Source organism: Streptomyces sp. NBC_00178, from assembly GCF_036206005.1.
Taxonomy (GTDB): domain Bacteria; phylum Actinomycetota; class Actinomycetes; order Streptomycetales; family Streptomycetaceae; genus Streptomyces.
Map to the genome: position 1 here is coordinate 1,864,923 of NZ_CP108143.1, position 18,943 is coordinate 1,883,865.

At 71.4% G+C, this 18,943-nt stretch carries 11 protein-coding genes; 8 read left to right on the top strand and 3 right to left on the bottom strand.

What is annotated here, in order from left to right; translation table 11 throughout:
- Positions 1-73: 73 nt before the first annotated feature.
- Positions 74-1,588 carry a 30S ribosomal protein S1 gene (gene rpsA, locus OHT61_RS08070; protein WP_277334515.1) on the bottom strand — a complete coding sequence of 505 codons (1,515 nt, stop codon included), beginning with the start codon at positions 1,586-1,588 and terminating at the stop codon, positions 74-76.
- 408 nt (positions 1,589-1,996) lie between these two features.
- Between rpsA and OHT61_RS08075 the strand changes: the two genes are divergently transcribed.
- Positions 1,997-2,812 carry a class I SAM-dependent methyltransferase gene (locus OHT61_RS08075; RefSeq protein ID WP_443049606.1) on the top strand — a complete coding sequence of 272 codons (816 nt, stop codon included), beginning with the start codon at positions 1,997-1,999 and terminating at the stop codon, positions 2,810-2,812.
- Between the two features lie 45 nt (positions 2,813-2,857).
- Positions 2,858-5,371, top strand: coding sequence for an ATP-dependent helicase HrpB (gene hrpB, locus OHT61_RS08080; protein WP_329036344.1), 2,514 nt, complete (start codon positions 2,858-2,860; stop codon positions 5,369-5,371).
- A gap of 405 nt (positions 5,372-5,776) precedes the next feature.
- Here hrpB and OHT61_RS08085 read toward each other — a convergent pair whose 3' ends face one another.
- A complete protein-coding gene (locus tag OHT61_RS08085) occupies positions 5,777-7,465 on the bottom strand; it encodes a lytic transglycosylase domain-containing protein (protein ID WP_329036346.1) in 1,689 nt (562 codons plus the stop codon).
- A 188-nt stretch (positions 7,466-7,653) separates the two neighbouring features.
- On the opposite strand from OHT61_RS08085, the gene OHT61_RS08090 reads away from it, so the two are divergent.
- The gene (locus tag OHT61_RS08090; protein ID WP_329036348.1) at positions 7,654-8,529 is read left to right on the top strand and encodes a DUF4184 family protein; all 876 of its coding nucleotides are present in this window, start codon (positions 7,654-7,656) and stop codon (positions 8,527-8,529) included.
- Positions 8,530-8,533: 4 nt separating this feature from the next.
- Here the strand turns inward: OHT61_RS08090 and polA are convergent, their stop codons facing one another.
- On the bottom strand, positions 8,534-11,245 hold the full coding sequence (polA, locus tag OHT61_RS08095) for a DNA polymerase I (protein ID WP_329036349.1): 2,712 nt from the start codon (positions 11,243-11,245) through the stop codon (positions 8,534-8,536).
- Between the two features lie 236 nt (positions 11,246-11,481).
- Here polA and OHT61_RS08100 point away from each other — a divergent pair, with 236 nt between their 5' ends.
- From OHT61_RS08100 to OHT61_RS08120, 5 genes are all read left to right on the top strand, one after another.
- Positions 11,482-13,752, top strand: a complete 2,271-nt coding sequence (locus OHT61_RS08100; protein ID WP_329036350.1) for an FdhF/YdeP family oxidoreductase — start codon at positions 11,482-11,484, stop codon at positions 13,750-13,752.
- A 116-nt stretch (positions 13,753-13,868) separates the two neighbouring features.
- A complete protein-coding gene (locus OHT61_RS08105; protein ID WP_329043146.1) occupies positions 13,869-14,339 on the top strand; it encodes a PaaI family thioesterase in 471 nt (156 codons plus the stop codon).
- A gap of 593 nt (positions 14,340-14,932) precedes the next feature.
- Complete coding sequence (locus OHT61_RS08110) at positions 14,933-16,168, top strand: branched-chain amino acid ABC transporter substrate-binding protein (RefSeq protein ID WP_329036352.1); 1,236 nt, start codon at positions 14,933-14,935, stop codon at positions 16,166-16,168.
- 100 nt (positions 16,169-16,268) lie between these two features.
- Positions 16,269-17,201 (top strand): branched-chain amino acid ABC transporter permease, encoded by a 933-nt coding sequence (locus OHT61_RS08115; protein ID WP_329036354.1) that lies wholly within the window; start codon positions 16,269-16,271, stop codon positions 17,199-17,201.
- 5 nt (positions 17,202-17,206) lie between these two features.
- Entirely contained in the window at positions 17,207-18,943 is a 1,737-nt protein-coding gene (locus tag OHT61_RS08120; RefSeq protein ID WP_329043147.1) for a branched-chain amino acid ABC transporter permease, read from the top strand.

Below are 18,943 nucleotides of genomic sequence, written 5' to 3' on the forward strand. Positions count from 1 at the left end.
CCCCCCCGAAGGGGACGGGCCTCACCTACAGCTCTACAGCTACCGCAGCCGATGAGCGGTCGGGGTCAGAGCGTCAGCTCTGGCCGCCGGCCAGCTTCTCGCGCAGGGCGGCCAGGGCCTCGTCCGACGCCAGGGCGCCGGAGTTGTCCGCGGACTCCGAGGAGTACGAGCCGCCGCCACCGCTGCCGCCGGAGGCAGCCGGGGCAGCGCCGGCCGGGGCGGCAGCACCCTCGGCAGCAGCGGCCTCGTCGGCCTCGCGGGACTTGATGACCTGGGCCTGGTGCTGCTCGAAGCGCTGCTGCGCCTCGGCGTACTGCGTCTCCCAGACCTCACGCTGCGACTCGAAGCCCTCGAGCCAGTCGTTGGTCTCGGGGTCGAAGCCCTCGGGGTAGATGTAGTTGCCCTGGTCGTCGTAGGACGCGGCCATGCCGTACAGGGTCGGGTCGAACTCGACCGACGCCGGGTCGCCACCGAAGGCCTCGTTGGCCTGCTTCAGCGAGAGGCTGATGCGACGGCGCTCGAGGTCGATGTCGATGACCTTGACGAAGATCTCGTCGTTGACCTGGACGACCTGCTCCGGGATCTCCACGTGGCGCTCGGCCAGCTCGGAGATGTGGACCAGGCCCTCGATGCCCTCGTCGACGCGCACGAACGCACCGAACGGAACGAGCTTGGTGACCTTACCGGGAACGACCTGCCCGATCTGGTGCGTACGGGCGAACTGCTGCCACGGGTCTTCCTGCGTCGCCTTGAGCGACAGCGAGACGCGCTCGCGGTCCATGTCGACGTCGAGGACCTCGACGGTGACCTCCTGGCCGACCTCGACGACCTCGGAGGGGTGGTCGATGTGCTTCCAGGACAGCTCGGAGACGTGCACGAGACCGTCGACGCCACCCAGGTCCACGAAGGCACCGAAGTTGACGATCGAGGAGACGACGCCGGAGCGGACCTGACCCTTCTGGAGGGTCGTGAGGAACGTCTGGCGGACCTCGGACTGGGTCTGCTCGAGCCAGGCACGGCGGGACAGGACCACGTTGTTGCGGTTCTTGTCCAGCTCGATGATCTTGGCCTCGAGCTCCTTGCCCACGTAGGGCTGGAGGTCGCGGACGCGACGCATCTCGACGAGCGACGCCGGGAGGAAGCCACGGAGGCCGATGTCGAGGATGAGACCACCCTTGACGACCTCGATGACGGTACCGGTGACGATGCCGTCTTCTTCCTTGATCTTCTCGATGGTGCCCCAGGCACGCTCGTACTGAGCGCGCTTCTTCGAGAGGATCAGGCGGCCTTCCTTGTCCTCCTTCTGGAGAACCAGGGCCTCGATCTCGTCGCCGACCTTGACGACCTCGTTCGGGTCGACGTCGTGCTTGATCGAGAGCTCGCGGCTCGGGATGACGCCTTCGGTCTTGTAACCGATGTCGAGGAGGACCTCGTCCCGGTCAACCTTGACGATGACGCCGTCAACGATGTCGCCGTCGTTGAAGTACTTGATCGTCTCGTCGATCGCCGCGAGGAACGCGTCCGCGTCGCCGATGTCGTTGACCGCAACCTGCGGAGTGGTGGCGGTGGTCTCGGTGCTGCTCGTCATGTGGGAAAGGGCTCCGGTACGGACAGTGAGTCGTAGGTACTGCTACGCCGAAAGCCCGTATCGCCTCTGCAGAAGCCGGACAGCCGGGAAAGCACCTGTCCGCTTCCGGAAAGGCGCCTCGACAACCGAGGGGACATGCAACAGACGCGAGCGCGGCCTGCTAGGTCTGAGGCGCGCAGGCTCGCAGCGCAACTTGTAGCATACGGGGGTGGCCGGACAGGGTCAATGCGCGAAGGCGCACACCCGGGGCGGAACGCCCCAATCCCGGCACAACTCACGTTCACCGAGGCCACATCGGCCACGGCGCGGTCTCGTGCGCACACGGACGTACTCACCCGTACGGCCCGTGGAGCCACCGCGCGCAGCGGGTGAAGGCAAACTACAACGACGGGCACGATGAGCCAAGACATGCAGGCGTCCGAACCCGAAGCGACCCGCCGGGACGCCGGTGACGCGGAGAGCAGCCGTGCGAACCGCGGCTGGTGGGACCGCAACGCGGACGAGTACCAGAGCGACCACGGGGCCTTCCTCGGCGACGACCGGTTCGTCTGGGGCCCGGAGGGGCTCGACGAGGCCGGGGCCGGGCTCCTGGGGCCCGCGTCGGCCCTGAAGGGGCTCGACGTCCTGGAGATCGGCGCCGGCGCCGCCCAGTGCTCCCGCTGGCTCGCCGCCCAGGGCGCCCGGCCGGTGGCCCTGGATCTCTCCCACCGGCAGCTCCAGCACGCCCTGCGCATCGGTGGCGGCGTCCCCCTGGTCGAGGCCGACGCGGGGCGGCTCCCCTTCCGGGACGGCGCCTTCGACCTGGCCTGCTCCGCCTACGGCGCGGTGCCGTTCGTCGCCGATCCCGTGCAGGTGTTCCGCGAGGTGCACCGGGTGCTGAGGCCCGGCGGGCGCTGGGTCTTCTCCGTCACCCACCCCATCCGCTGGGCGTTCCCCGACGAACCGGGGCCCGAGGGCCTCTCCGTCGCAGCCTCCTACTTCGACCGGGTGCCGTACGTCGAGCAGGACGAGGCGGGTGACGCCGTGTACGTGGAGCACCACAGGACGCTCGGCGACCGGGTGCGGGACGTCGTCGCCGGCGGGTTCCGCCTGATCGACCTGGTGGAGCCGGAGTGGCCCGCCTGGAACGACCAGGAGTGGGGTGGCTGGTCCCCGCTGCGCGGCAACCTCATCCCCGGGACCGCGATCTTCGTCTGCGAGCGGGACGGCCGCGACGGCGCATAGGCACCGGCCGCGCCCCTCACCGGGGCGGCGTACGAGACTGGGGGCGTGATCCGTACCGACGCCCTGGACCTGCTGCCCGTCCGCACCGCCGTGCCCGCCCTGGAGCGGGCCCTCGACGAGCGCGGGGCCGCGGTGCTCTGCGCCCCGCCCGGGACCGGCAAGACGACCCTCGTGCCCCTGGTGCTCGCCGGCCTGACCGGGGGCGGGCCCGCGCGCCGTGTGCTCGTCGCGGAACCGCGCCGGATCGCCGCCCGGGCGGCGGCGCGGCGGATGGCGTGGCTGCTCGGCGAGCAGCCCGGCGGCCGGGTCGGGTTCACCGTGCGCGGGGAGCGGGTGGTGGGGCCCGGGACCGTGGTGGAGGTCGTGACCACGGGCGTGCTGCTCCAGCGCCTGCAGCGCGACCAGGAGCTCCCCGGCACCGATGTGGTGATCGTCGACGAGTGCCACGAACGCCACCTGGACGCGGACACGGCCGCGGCCTTCCTCCTCGACGTACGCGAGACGATCCGGCCCGAGCTGCGGCTGGTCGCGGCGTCGGCGACCACGGACGCGCAGGGCTGGGCACGGCTGCTGGGCGACGCCCCGGTCGTCGAGGCCAGGGGCGTGTCCCACCCGGTGGAGGTGGTGTGGGCGCCGCCGGCCGCGCCGGTCCGGCCGCCGCACGGGATGCGGGTCGACCCGGCCCTGCTGACGCATGTGGCCGGCGTGGTGCGCCGGGCCCTCGCCGAGCGGGAGGGCGACGTGCTGTGCTTCCTGCCCGGCGTCGGGGAGATCGGCCGCGTCGCGGGGATGCTCGCCGGGGCGGGGGCCGAGATCCTCCAGGTCCACGGCCGCGCGCCGGCGGCGGTGCAGGACGCCGTGCTCGCCGGGCCTTCGGGCGGCCGGCGGGTGGTGCTGGCCACCTCCGTCGCCGAGTCGTCCCTGACGGTGCCCGGTGTGCGGGTCGTCGTGGACTCGGGGCTGGCCAGGGAGCCGCGCACCGACCACGCGCGGGGGCTCGGCTCGCTGACGACCGTACGCGCGTCGCGGGCGGCCGGACGCCAGCGGGCGGGCCGCGCGGGACGTGAGGCGCCGGGCGCGGTGTACCGCTGCTGGGACGCCGCGGAGGACGGGAGGCTGGCCGCCTACCCCTCCCCCGAGATCAAGGTGGCCGACCTGGCGGCTTTCGCCCTCCAGGCCGCGTGCTGGGGCGACCCGGACGCCTCCGGGCTCGCGCTCCTGGACGCCCCGCCCGCCGGGGCGATGGGCGCGGCGCGCGAGGTGCTGGGTGCGGTCGGCGCGGTGGACGCCGCGGGACGGGCGACGGACCGGGGCGTGCGGATGTCCCGGCTCGGCCTGCATCCCCGGCTGGCCCGCGCGCTCCTGGACGGTGCGCGGGAGGTGGGCGGGCGGCGCGCGGCGGAGGTCGTGGCCCTGCTGAGCGAGGAGCCGCCGCGCGAGTACGGCGACGACCTGGCGCACGCGTTGCGCACGGCACGGCGGGGCGGGGACGGCTACGCCGCGCGGTGGCGGCAGGAGGTGCGGCGGCTGTCGCGGTCCGCCGGCCACGGGGCGGAGCGCGGGGCTGACGGGGGCGCCGGTACGGACGACGCCGCGGTGGGTCTGGTCGCGGCCCTGGCGTTCCCGGAACGCGTGGCGCGCGCACGGGGCGAGGGCGCATTCCTGATGGCGTCGGGAACGGGCGCCGGACTCGGGGACGGCTCACGGCTGCGCAGCGCCCCGTGGCTCGCCGTCGCGGTCGCCGACCGGCCGGCCCACGCGGCGTCCGCGCGGGTAAGGCTGGCGGCGGTGATCGACGAGGACACGGCCCGTCTCGCGGCCGGGCACCTGCGGTTCTCCGGCGAGGAGGTCCGCTGGACGGACGGCGACGTCGTGGCGCGGTCCGTGGAGCGCCTCGGCGCGGTCGAGCTGTCGGTGCGGCCCCTGCGCCGGCCCGCTCCGGAGCTGGTGCGCGGGGCGCTGCTGGAGGGACTGCGCCGGGAGGGGCCCGGGCTCCTGCGGTGGAGCAGGGACGGCGAACAGCTGCGGCTGCGGCTCGCGTTCCTGCACCGGGTGCTCGGCACACCCTGGCCCGACGTGTCCGACGAGGCGCTGTTCGAGCACGCCGGCGAGTGGCTGGAGCCGGAACTGTCACGGGCCGGGCGTCGCGCCGACCTGGGACGGATCGACGCGGGACAGGCGCTGCGCAGGCTCCTGCCGTGGTCGACCGGGGACGCCGCCCGGCTCGACGAACTCGCCCCGGAGCGGATCGAGGTGCCGAGCGGCTCCCGGATCCGCCTCGACTACGCCGGCGAGCAGCCCGTGCTCGCGGTGAAGCTCCAGGAGCTGTTCGGGCTGCGGGAGACGCCCCGGGTCGCCGGGGTGCCCCTGCTGGTCCACCTCCTGTCACCGGCCGGCCGGCCCGCGGCGGTGACGGCGGACCTGGCGTCGTTCTGGCGGGAGGGGTACCGGAGCGTGCGGGCGGAGCTGCGGGGCCGCTATCCGAAGCACCCGTGGCCGGAGGACCCGACGACGACGGAGGCGACCCGCTTCACGTCGGCGCGGCTGCGCCGGGAGTAGACGTACGGGGCCGCGCGCGCCGTGGGGCTCCGGCGGTCCGGTCTTCCGCACCGCCTCGGGCATCCGGGGGCGGGCGACGGTCCCGGGGCCTGAACTCGGGTGCACGGTCCGGGGGTCGGCCCTTCCGGTACACCTTGGGGACGCACGGGTGCGCACGCGGACGCGCGGGTGCACAGGCGAACCGGCGGGCCGGCGGTGAAGCCGTCGGGCTCGCGGTGAAGCCGTCGGCGGCGCGTCGCCGGACCGGGCCGATGCCCGCCCGGCGACCGTGCCGTCGGACCGGAAGAGCCCGGAGTGCGGCCTGAGCGGATGTTCGGGCGCGGGGACATCGCACCCCCGGGCCCGCACCGGGCGACGGTTGATGGGCGCCCTGCCGCGGGGCCGGGCGCCCGGTGTCCTCGCGGGTCAGGCCTCGGGGGCGGCCTCGACCTTCAGCTCGATGACCAGCACGACGCCGTTCGCCGTGGTGAGCCGCAGCTTGTAGGTGCCCGCGGCGTCGTCGGCGTAGATCTCCGGGAGTTCCAGGAGCCCGTCGGCGCCGGTGGTCAGGTCCAGGGTGCGCACGGCCTTGCCGTCCGCGTCCTTGAAGTGCGGGCCCTTGTCGTTCTCCGCGGGCGTCTCCGCGTCGGTGATCATCGTGGCGGTGACGGCGGTGTCCGCGAGCCCCTGACCCCGGTAGGTCGCCCGCACCTGGACCCGGTCGGCGAACGCGGCGCCGGGGGCTGCCGTGAGCACCTTGTCGTCGGTCCGCGCGAGGGCGTCCGCCTGTCGCGCGGCGACGCTCGCCGCGTACGTGAGGGTGCGCGGCTTGACGGTGCCGGCGACGGCCGTCACCTTGAACTCGCCGGTCTTCTCACCCGCCGTCAGGATCGGGGCGGTGACGGTGCCGTCGCTTCTGGTGCTCGCCGTGACCATGGTCCTGCCGCCGGCGAAGCGGGCGTCGGTGTCACCGACGACGGTGAACGTGACCTTCGCACCGGCCAGCGGGGCGCCGAGGGTGTTCCTCGCCCGGACCTTGACGCGCTGGGCGAACGCGTCGCCGGCGGTGGCCTTGAGCGGTGCGGTGCCCGCGTTCTCCAGGCTGCCGAGGGTCGCCGGCGCGGGCGGGGTCGTCGGCGGGGTGGTCGGCGGCTTCGTGGGAGGGGGCGGCGTGGGGTCGGTGACCGGGGGCTTGCCGCCGCCCTGCGCCGGCGGCTTCGGGCCGCTGCTCGGCGGAGGTGTGCTGCCGCCGCCGCCCTGCCCGGACGGGGACGTGACCGGCGGGGTCGTGGTGCTGCCGCTCGTGCCCACCGGGAGGACGCCGGTGCCGTCGGGGACCTCGTGGGTGCCGCGGTTGTAGAAGTCGAACCAGGACCGCACCGTGCGCAGGTACTCCTGCGAGTGGTTGTAGCTCAGCACCGCCCGGTCGAGGTCCTGGGCGAGCGACAGGTCGCGGGTGCCGGCGCAGAGGTAGCGCCCGGCGGCCAGCGCCGCGTCGTAGATGTTGTTGGGGTCCTTGCGGCCGTCGCCGTTGCCGTCCTGGCCCCAGGTCTCCCAGGTGGACGGGATGAACTGCATCGGGCCGACCGCGCGGTCGTGGGTCGAGTCCCCGTCGTACGCGCCGCCGTCGGTGTCCTTGATCAGTGCGAAGCCCTGGCCGTTGAGGGCCGGGCCGAGGATCGGGGAGAGGGTCGTACCGTTCGCGTCGACCTTGCCGCCCCGTGCCTGTCCCGACTCGACCTTCCCGATGGCCGCGAGGAGCTGCCAGGGGAGCCGGCACGCGGCGTCGGTGCCCGCGAGACCCTGCTCGGCCTTCTTGTAGGCCGCCAGGATCGAGGCGGGTATCCCGGATTCGGCACTGCCGGTCACCGGAAGGTTCGACGAAGCGCCGGGCCTGTCCGGAGTGACGAGCGGCGGAAGGTCCGTGTGGTACGGGGAGTTGCCGGTGGCCGCGCTGTCCCCGGCGGGTGCCGCACCGGCCGCCGCCTGGTCGCCGGCGGTGCCGGGATGCGGTGCCGCGGGTGCCTGTGAAGCCGACAGGGCTGCCACGGCTGCCGCCGCCACCGCGGTGGTGGTGGCCCCCCTGCGCAGTCTGCGGCCGAATTGCGCTGCCATAGGTGTCGGTCCCTCCCCGTCGACGGCTGCCCGCGCTCCCCAGCGCGAGGACTCAGGCGACCCTACGACAACTCCCGGCGCCCGGACACCGGCCCCCGCCCGGTTCTCACTGTTTCTTCAGCTTCGCGTCGCCAAGTCGTCGCCTGGCGCCGGGGGGATGACGCGGGCTCACCCGCATACTTGCCGCCATGCCGTTCACACTCAGCCATGCCGCCGCGGTTCTCCCGGGCGTCCGCCGGTCCGGGAGGGCCCGTGGCCCGCTGGTCGCCTCCGCACTCGTCGCGGGCTCGTTCGCACCGGACGTGACCTACTACGCGGACAGCGTCGTCCCCGGGGCGATGGAGTTCGGTGAGGTGACACACGCGGCGTGGGGGGTGTTCGGCGTCGACGTCCTCATCACCGGCGCCCTGGTCGCCCTGTGGCTGCTGGTGCGTGAACCGCTTCTCGCCCTGCTGCCCGGGGCGGCGCAGGGCCGCGTCCACGGCTTCGTGCGGGGGCGGCGGTGGGAGCCGGGCGCCCCGCTCCTGCCCCTGGCGGTGTGGTTCGCCGTGTCCGCCGTCATCGGCTCGGGCACCCACGTCGTGTGGGACGCCTTCACCCATCACGACCGGTGGGGAACGGAACTGATCCCCGTCCTCGGCCGGAGCGTCGGCGGCTTCCCCGTGTTCCAGATCGTCCAGTACGGCAGTTCGGCGCTCGCCGCGGCGGCTCTCGCTTTCTTCGTGTCCACGGGACTGCGGGCCGCCGGACCCGCGCCCCGCCCGGAGTCGGTGCCCGTCCTCAGCGGGACCGAACGCCTGGGAGCCTGCTCGTTCCTCGCGCTGTGCGTCCTGCTGGGAACCGCCCACCGGTGCGCCCGCTGGTTCGCCTGGTCCGGGCGGATCGACACCCCCCTGGACATCATTCCGACGGCCTGCTTCGGGGCCGGGGCGGGCCTCGCGGCCGGTCTGGTCCTCTACGGGGCGTGGATGCGGCTGCGGAGGGGGCAGGCAGGTCCTGGCCGGCCGGAGGGGCCCGGTGCGGAGACCGCACGGACCTCTCCGGCCGGCCGGGACGCCGGCTGAGACGTCAGTGCGCGGCGGTCTCCCAGTCCGTGCCGACGCCGACCGACACGTCCAGCGGCGCACGGAGTTCGACCGCCGTGGACATCTCACGGCGCAGGATCTCCTCGACCTGCTCGCGCTCACCCTTCGCGATCTCCAGGACGATCTCGTCGTGGACCTGGAGCAGCATCCGCGACGTCAGCCCCGCCTGGGTCAGCGCCTGGTCCACGTTGAGCATCGCGACCTTCACGATGTCGGCCGCCGTGCCCTGGATGGGTGCGTTGAGCGCCATCCGCTCGGCCGTCTCGCGCCGCTGCCGGTTGTCGCTGTTGAGGTCCGGGAGATACCGGCGGCGGCCGAAGACCGTCTCGGTGTAGCCGGTCGACCTGGCCTCCTCGACGACCCGGCGGAGGTAGTCGCGCACCCCGCCGAACCGCTGGAAGTACGTGTCCATGAGCCCGCGCGCCTCGCCGGCCTCGATGTTCAGCTGCTGGGAGAGGCCGAACGCGGAGAGCCCGTAGGCCAGCCCGTACGACATCGCCTTGATCTTGCGGCGCATCTCGGCGTCGACGGCCGTCTTCTCCACGCCGAACACCTGCGAGGCGACCGTCGTGTGCAGGTCCTCGCCCGAGTTGAACGCCTCGATCAGCCCGGCGTCCTCGGAGAGGTGGGCCATGACCCGGAGTTCGATCTGGCTGTAGTCGGCCGTCATCAGCGTCTCGAAGCCCTCGCCGACGACGAAGCCCCGGCGGATCGCCCGGCCCTCGTCCGTCCGCACCGGGATGTTCTGCAGATTGGGGTCGGTCGAGGAGAGCCGGCCGGTCGCCGCGACCGTCTGGTTGAACGTGGTGTGGATACGGCCGTCGGCGCCGATCGTCTTGATCAGGCCCTCGACCGTGACCCGGAGCTTCGCCTGCTCCCGGTGGCGCAGCATGAGGACCGGCAGCTCGTGCTCGGTCTGCGCGGCCAGCCAGGCGAGCGCGTCGGCGTCGGTCGTGTACCCCGTCTTCGTCTTCTTCGTCTTCGGCAGGGCCAGTTCACCGAAGAGGACTTCCTGGAGCTGCTTGGGCGAGCCGAGGTTGAACTCCCGGCCCACCGAGGCGTGCGCCTCCTTCACCGCCTGCTGCACCGCACCGGCGAACTGCTGCTCCATGCCCTCCAGATGGGCGCGGTCCGCGGCGATGCCGTGCCGCTCGAGACGGGCCAGCATGATCGACGTGGGCAGTTCCATGTCGTGCAGCAGCTCGGTGGCCCCGACCTCCCGCAGCCGGGTGGTGAAGGCATCGCCGAGGTCCAGCACGGCCCGTGCCTGCGCCATCAGGGCGTCGGCCTCGGCGCGGTCGTCCGCCCCGAAGGCGAGCTGCCCGTCGGCCGAAGCGGCCGGCGCCAGCTCACGGCCGAGGTACTCGACGGTCAGCGCGTCCAGGGCGAAGGAACGACGGCCCGGCTTGACGAGGTAGGCGGCGAGCGCGGTGTCCATCGTGATGCCGTCCAGCCGCCAGCCCTGCTCGGGGAAGACCCGCAGGGCGTTCTTGGCGTTGTGCATGACCTTCGGCCGCCGCGGGTCGGCGACCCAGGCGGCGAACGCCTGCTCGTCGGCCTCCACGAGGGTGGCCGGGTCCAGCCAGGCCGCCGACCCGTCGGCGGCGGCGAGCGCGATCTCCGTGACCGTGCCGACACCCAGCGACCAGGTGTCCACCGTCATCACACCGAGGGGCTGCCCGCCGTGGGCCTCCAGCCACGGAGCGACCTCACCGGGACCCAGCACCGCACCGTCCAGGTCGATGCCGGCGGCCGGCTCCGGCGGCGCCGCCTCCTCCGCACCGGGGTCGACGGCCAGGAGCCGCTCACGCAGGCTCGGGTTGCGGATCTCCAGGACGTCCAGCACACCGGTGACCGCCGTGCGGTCGTACGGGGCGCGCTCCAGCTCGGCGGGGACCTTCGGCAGCTCCACGTCGCGGACCATCTCGGTCAGCACACGGTTCATCTTCACCGCGTCCAGGTGGTCGCGGAAGTTCTGGCCGGCCTTGCCCTTGACCTCGTCGGCCCGCTCGACCAGCTCCGCGAACGAACCGAACTGGTTGATCCACTTCGCCGCCGTCTTCTCACCCACACCCGGAATGCCCGGAAGGTTGTCCGAGGGGTCACCGCGCAGCGCCGCGAAGTCCGGGTACTGGGCGGGCGTCAGGCCGTACTTCTCCTCGACCTTCTCCGGGGTGAAACGCGTCAGCTCGGAGACGCCCTTCGTCGGGTACAGCACGGTCACGTTGTCCGTGATCAGCTGGAAGGAGTCCCGGTCCCCCGTGACGATCAGGACCTCGAAGCCCGCCGCCTCGGCCTGCGTGGCCAGCGTCGCGATGACGTCGTCCGCCTCGAAGCCGTCCACCGCGAACCGGTCCGCGCGCATCGCGTCCAGCAGCTCGCCGATCAGCTCGACCTGCCCCTTGAACTCGTCCGGGGTCTTGGAACGGTTCGCCTTGTACTCGGGGAACTCCTGCGCACGCCAGGTCTTGCGGGACACGTCGAACGCCACCGCGAAGTGCGTGGGCGCCTCGTCGCGCAGCGTGTTCGCCAGCATCGACATGAAGCCGTACACGGCATTCGTCGGCTGCCCCGTCGCCGTCGTGAAATTCTCCGCGGGCAGGGCGAAGAACGCCCGGTACGCCAGGGAGTGCCCGTCCATGAGGAGCAGGCGCGGTCGGTTGTCTGCCGTCTTCTTCGATGCCGTCTCAGCCACGCCCCCGATCCTGCCACGTACCACCGACAATCCGGACCGGCCGCCGCTCGTCCCCCGCTCGGGCGCCGCTCGGCCCCGCCCTCGCACGCACCCGCCGGACCCGCCGGCCGGCCCCCTTCCCGCCGGACGCCCCGGCCCCCGCCCATGACAGGATCGACGAACAGTGGAAGCGCGGGAGGACGTGCCGGGACACACCTGGGCGAACCAGCTCCCGCAAGCGCTCGAAGGGGAGCACCATGGCCACCAAGCCCCCGACCGGTGACCCGGTCCAGGACGCGCCGCGGGTCGAAGGGGCCCAGCACGCCGCCGCCGGACTGCCCGCCGTCGCCCACACCCTGCGCATCGCGCAGCAGCAGATGGGCGTGCGCCGCACCGCGCAGACCCTCCTCAAGGTCAACCAGAAGGACGGCTTCGACTGCCCCGGCTGCGCCTGGCCCGAAGGCGACAAGCGGCACACCGCCGAGTTCTGCGAGAACGGTGCCAAGGCCGTCGCCGAGGAGGCGACCCTGCGCCGCGTGACCCCCGACTTCTTCGCGGCCCACCCCGTCGCCGACCTCGCGACCCGCAGCGGCTACTGGCTCGGCCAGCAGGGCCGCATCACCCAGCCCGTGTACCTGCCCGGGGGCGCCGACCGCTACGAGGCCGTGACCTGGGAACGCGCCTTCGCGATCATCGCCGAGGAACTCACCGCGCTCGCCTCCCCCGACGAGGCCCTCTTCTACACCTCCGGCCGCACCAGCAACGAGGCCGCGTTCCTCCTGCAGCTCTTCGCCCGCGAGTACGGCACCAACAACCTGCCCGACTGCTCCAACATGTGCCACGAGTCGTCCGGCTCGGCCCTCACCGAGACGATCGGCGTCGGCAAGGGCAGCGTCAGCCTCGAAGACCTCCACCGGGCCGACCTGATCATCGTCGCCGGCCAGAACCCCGGCACCAACCACCCCCGGATGCTGTCCGCCCTGGAACAGGCCAAGGCCTCCGGAGCGAAGATCATCTCGGTGAACCCGCTGCCCGAGGCCGGCCTCGAACGGTTCAAGAACCCGCAGACCGCCCGCGGCATGATCAAGGGCGCCGACCTCACCGACCTCTTCCTGCAGATACGCATCGGCGGCGACCAGGCACTCTTCCGCCTCCTGAACAAGATGATCATCGAGGCGGACGGGGCCGTCGACACCGCGTTCGTCGACGCGCACACCCACGGCTACGAGGACTTCGCCGAAGCCGCCCGCACGGCGGACTGGGACGAGACCCTCGCAGCCACCGGCCTCGACCGCGAGACCATCGAGCAGGCACTCGCCATGGTGCTGGCGTCCGAACGCACCGTCGTCTGCTGGGCCATGGGCCTCACCCAGCACAAGCACTCCGTGCCCACCATCCGCGAAGTGGTCAACTTCCTCCTCCTGCGCGGCAACATCGGCAGGCCCGGCGCGGGCGTCTGCCCCGTGCGCGGCCACTCCAACGTCCAGGGCGACCGCACCATGGGCATCTTCGAACGCCCCGCCCCCGCCTTCCTCGACGCCCTCGACCGCGAGTTCGGCATCACCTCGCCGCGCCACCACGGCTACGACGTCGTACGGTCCATCCAGGCGCTCCGCGACGGCGACGCCAAGGTCTTCTTCGCCATGGGCGGCAACTTCGTCGCAGCCACCCCCGACACCACCGTCACCGAGGCAGCGATGCGCCGCGCCCGCCTCACCGTCCACGTCTCGACCAAACTCAACCGCTCCCACGCGGTCACCGGCACCCGCGCCCTGATCCTGCCCACCCTCGGCCGCACCGACAAGGACGTGCAGGCCGGCGGGAAGCAGTTCGTCACCGTCGAGGACTCCATGGGCATGGTCCACTCCTCACGCGGCAACCTCACCCCCGCGAGCCCCCACCTGCTCTCCGAACCCGCGATCGTCGCCCGCCTCGCCCGCGCCGTCCTCGGCCCCGCCTCCACCACACCCTGGGAGGACTTCGAGAAGGACTACGGGACGATCCGCGACCGCATCTCCCGCGTCGTGCCCGGATTCGAGGACTTCAACGCCCGCGTCGCACGGCCCGGCGGATTCACCCTCCCCCACGCACCCCGCGACGAACGCCGCTTCCCCACCGCCACCGGCAAGGCCAACTTCACCGCGGCCCCCGTCGAGTACCCCGAACTCCCCGAGGGCAGGCTGCTGCTCCAGACCCTGCGCTCCCACGACCAGTACAACACCACGATCTACGGCCTCGACGACCGCTACCGCGGCATCAAGGGCGGCCGCCGCATCGTCATGGTCAACCCCGAGGACGCCCGCGCCCTCGGCCTCGCCGACGGCTCCTACACCGACCTCGTCAGCGAGTGGAAGGACGGCGTCGAGCGCCGCGCCCCCGGCTTCCGCGTCGTCCACTACCCCACCGCACGGGGCTGCGCCGCCGCCTACTACCCGGAGACGAACGTCCTCGTCCCCCTCGACGCGACCGCGGACACCAGCAACACCCCCGCCAGCAAGTCGGTCGTCGTCCGGTTCGAGACCGCCTGAGGGCCCCGGGGACCCCAGGCGGGCCCCCGGACACCCACAGCCCTAAGCGCACGCTCAGCGGTCTGATAAGAACGGTGCACACAGCAACGGACGAGCACACGATCGGAGCCGACCCCATGGGCGAGCACACCGCACCCACGTTCCCCCAGGAGATCATCGACGAGTACGCGGCACTCGGCGTCGACCTCCCCGCCCTCTTCTCCGCCGGACACCTCGGCGAGCGCATGGGCGTCAGGATCGTCGAGGCGTCCGCCGAGCGCGTCGTGGGCACCATGCCCGTCGAAGGCAACACCCAGCCCTACGGACTCCTCCACGGCGGCGCGTCGGCCGTCCTCGCCGAGACCCTCGGCTCGGTCGGCACCATGCTCCACGGCGGCGCCGCCAAGATCGCCGTCGGCGTCGACCTGAACTGCACCCACCACCGCGGCGCCCGCAGCGGCCTCGTCACCGGAGTCGCCACCCCCGTCCACCGCGGCCGCACGACCGCGACGTACGAGATCGTCATCACCGACGAGCACGACAAGCGCGTCTGCACCGCCCGCCTCACCTGCCTGCTCCGCGACGCGCCGCGCCCCGACGCGGGCTGACCGACCCCGCCCAACACCCCCTGCCCGGCCGGAAAACACACCGTATTCCGGACCGGGCAGACCCATATCCGAAGCAAAACACCGAAGTTGGCGGACACGCACGGTCAACACCCCTGACCGCCCATGTCGTTCCATGAGCCACTTCACCGACCACACCGCCCCACAGGGTCTTCAAACACCTCCCACGGATGTAACACTCCGTAACATGTGTGCAATACACGAAAAACCTCACGCACCGCGCGCGCACCCGCCGCACCGACACCACCCGCGCCCCATGCGCCCCATTCGCGTGACAGCACCAAGATCGCCCCAAGCCCCTTAGCAGAGCTGCGCGTTCTCACGATGCGGTCACTTCACCGCACACCGGAAAGCGGTACATGTCCACACAGTGACCACCAAGCCTTCCCCACGGCATAACAAGACAGTCACATCATCAGCGGACCCGTCCCGCACCCCCTCACCTGCCCTTAGAGTCACGGCCAGTCACCGCGCCGCCGGGCGCGTCTGCTGCACGGCCCTGTATCGGCCAATACGGCCCGGCGATCGTTACGGCACCTCATGCCGAGGAGGCCGCGCCAGGGAAAGGACCTTTCGTGCGACACCGTTCTTTGATCATCCTCACAGCAGTGCTCACCACCGGTGCCCTCACACTCACCGCCTGCGGATCGCGCGACGACAGCGGCAAGGGCGACAAGGGTGGCGACAGCAAGACCACCGTCGTCATCGGCGTCGACGCCCCGCTGACCGGATCCCTCTCCGCCCTCGGCCAGGGCATCAAGAACTCCGTGGACCTCGCGGCCAAGACCGCGAACAAGAACAACGAGGTCCCCGGCATCGAGTTCAAGATCGAAGCCCTCGACGACCAGGCCGTCCCCGCCTCCGGACAGGCCAACGCCACCAAGCTCGTCGGCAACAAGAACGTCATCGGCGCCGTCGGCCCCCTGAACTCCGGCGTCGCCCAGTCCATGCAGGGTGTCTTCGAGAAGGCCGACATGGCCCAGGTCTCCCCCGCCAACACCAACCCCGCCCTCAGCCAGGGCGACAACTGGGGCAAGGGCGACTCCAAGCGCGTCTTCAAGACGTACTTCCGCACCTGCGCCACCGACGTCGTCCAGGGCAAGTTCGCCGCCCAGTACCTGTACAACGACGCCAAGAAGAAGAAGGTCTACGTCGTCGACGACAAGCAGACCTACGGCGCCGGCCTCGCCGCCATCTTCTCCGCGGAATTCGAGCGCCTCGGCGGCAAGGTCGTCGGCACCGACCACGTCACGGTCAAGGAGACCGACTTCTCCAGCACCGCCGACAAGGTCAAGACCTCCGGCGCCGACTCCGTCTACTACGGCGGCCAGTACCCCGAGGGCGGCCTGCTCTCCGACCAGATCAAGAAGACCGGCGCCAAGATCCCCACCATGGGCGGCGACGGCATCTACGACCCCGCCTTCATCAGCGCCTCCGGTGAGGCCAACGACGGCGACTTCGCCACCTCCGTCGGCTACCCCGTCGAGGCCCTCCCGACGGCCAAGCAGTTCATCGCCGACTACAACGCCGGCGGCTACAAGGACCCGTTCGCAGCCTACGGCGGCTACTCCTACGACGCCGGATGGGCCATCATCCAGGCCGTCAAGGCCGTCGTCGCCGACAACGACGGCAAGCTCCCCGAGGACGCCCGCGCCAAGGTCACCGAGGCCATGGCCAAGGTCTCCTTCGACGGCGTGACCGGCAAGGTCTCCTTCGACGAGTTCGGTGACACCACCAACAAGCAGCTCACCGTCTACGAGGTCCAGAAGGGCGCCTGGAAGGACGTCAAGAGCGCCACGTTCGAGGACTGACCGACCAGCACCACCCCCAGCACACGCTCCTGACCGCGCGAGGGCGCAAACAGCGCCCTCGCGCGGTGTCATATCCGACAAGCTCATCGGAGGCACTGCGGTGAACGAACTGCCGCAACAGCTGGCGAACGGCCTCGCACTCGGCGCGCTCTATGGCCTCATAGCCATCGGGTACACCATGGTGTACGGCATCGTCCAGCTCATCAATTTCGCCCACGGCGAGATCTTCATGATCGGGGGCTTCGGCGCCCTCACCACCTACCTCGCGCTCCCCAGCGGAACCTCGCTCATGGTGGTCATACCCCTCATGATCATCGGAGGCGCCATCGCCTCCGTCGCCGTGGCGACGGCCGCGGAACGCTTCGCCTACCGCCCCCTGCGCGGCGCACCACGGCTGGCACCCCTCATCACCGCGATCGGCCTCTCGATCGTCCTCCAGCAGCTTGTCTGGGGCTTCTACCCCGACGCGAAGAAGCCGCGCAGCTTCCCCGAGTTCAAGGGCGAGTCGTTCAAGATCTTCGACAACCTCTACCTCCAGCGCGCCGACGCCTTCATCCTCGTCCTCGCCCCCCTGTGCATGCTCGCCCTCGGCATGTTCGTCGCCAAGAGCCGCAGCGGCCGCGCCATGCAAGCCACCGCACAGGACCCCGACACGGCCAAGCTCATGGGCATCAACACCGACCGCATCATCGTGATGGCCTTCGCCATCGGTGCCGCGTTCGCCGCCGTCGCAGCCGTCGCCTACGGACTCGACAAGGGCCAGATCAACTTCGAGATGGGCTTCCTCCTCGGACTCAAGGCCTTCACCGCCGCCGTCCTCGGAGGCATCGGCAACATCTACGGCGCCATGGTCGGCGGAGTCGTCCTCGGCCTCGCCGAAGCCCTCTCCATCGCCTACATCGAAGAGATCCCCGGCATGCAGCAGCTCGGCGGCGGCGCCTGGGCCAACGTCTGGGCATTCGTACTTCTCATCGTCGTCCTCCTCGTCAGGCCACAAGGCCTGCTCGGCGAGCGCGTCGCGGATCGGGCGTGAGAACCATGACAACCGACACCACCACCACCGCCGCCGTCCCCACCCCCGCCGACACCGGCTCCCGGACCACCGGCCTGCGCCGCCTCACCGCCCTCGGCGGCATCGCGACCATCGCCGCCACCTTCATGTCCTGGACCTACACCGACGAGTTCCCCGGCGACCTCACCGTCTACGGCTACCCCGGCGGCCTCCAGGTCCTCACCCTCGTCGCAGGCGCCCTCGTACTCCTGTACGCCCTCGCCTCCCTCGACATCCGAGGCCTCCGCTGGCTCGCCCCCACCGGCACCACCAAGGCCCTCCAGTTCCTCGCCATCGGCGCCTTCGCCACCACCTGGTTCACCGTCATCGCCATCGCGGTCGAACTCGGCGGAGTCGTCAACCTGGAACCCGGCGGCTACGTCGCCGCAGCCGCCTCCGCCATCCCCCTCGTCGCCTTCCTGCTCCCCGACGACACCCACAAGGCATCCCGCCCCAAGGAACTCCCCTCCTGGGCCGAGATCCTCATCATCGTCGCGGCCTTCGCGACCGGCCTCTTCGTCGTCACCTACGGCATCGACACCGAATACGCCGAACTCTTCACCGGCTACATGATCACCGCAGGCTTCGCCGTCGGCGCCCTGGCCAAGTCCGGCATCATGGCCCGGCTCTCCGCCCTCACCACCAAATACCGCTCCATCGCCGTAGCCGCCGCGTTCGTCTCCGCCGCCGCGTTCCCCTTCACCCAGAGCACCGACCAGTACACCCTCATCGCGGTCAACATCCTCATCTTCGCGACCGTCGCACTCGGGCTCAACATCGTCGTCGGCCTCGCCGGACTCCTCGACCTCGGATACGTCGCCTTCCTCGGCGTCGGCGCCTACACCGCCGCCCTCGTCTCAGGCACCACCGCATCCGCCTTCGACGTCCACTTCCCCTTCTGGGCCGCCGTCCTCACCGGAGCCGCCGTCTCCCTGATCTTCGGCGTCGTCATCGGAGCACCCACACTCCGACTGCGCGGCGACTACCTCGCCATCGTCACCCTCGGCTTCGGCGAGATCTTCCGCATCACCGTCGGCAACCTCGACGGCGTCTCCGGACCTCAGATCACCAACGGCCCCAACGGCGTACCCAACATCCCCGACCTCGTCTTCTTCGGATACGACTTCGGCGAATCCCACACGATCCTGGGAATCGAACTCGGCGGATACGCCAACTACTACCTGCTCATGCTGCTCGCGATGATCCTCGTGGTCCTCGTCTTCAGCCGCGCCGGCAGCTCCCGCATCGGCCGCGCCTGGGTCGCCATCCGCGAGGACGAGACCGCCGCCACCGCCATGGGCATCAACGGCTTCCGCGTCAAACTCATCGCCTTCGCCCTCGGCGCCACCCTCGCCGGCCTCGCCGGCACCGTCCAGGCCCACGTACAGAGCACCGTCGTCCCGGAGATGTACGTCTTCGCCGGCCCCGTACCGCCCAACTCCGCCTTCCTCCTCGCCGCGGTCATCCTCGGCGGCATGGGAACCATCAGCGGACCCCTGATCGGCGCGACCCTCCTCTACATGATCCCCGCCAAGCTGCAGTTCCTCCAGGACTACCAGCTCCTCGGCTTCGGCCTCGCACTCATCCTGCTGATGCGCTTCCGCCCCGAAGGCCTCATCGCCAACCGGCGCGCCCAGCTCGAATACCACGAGACCGGCCAACTCGACACACCCGAGGGCACACTGCCCGACTCCGGCGTCGGCACCGTGAAGGCGGGGGCGTGA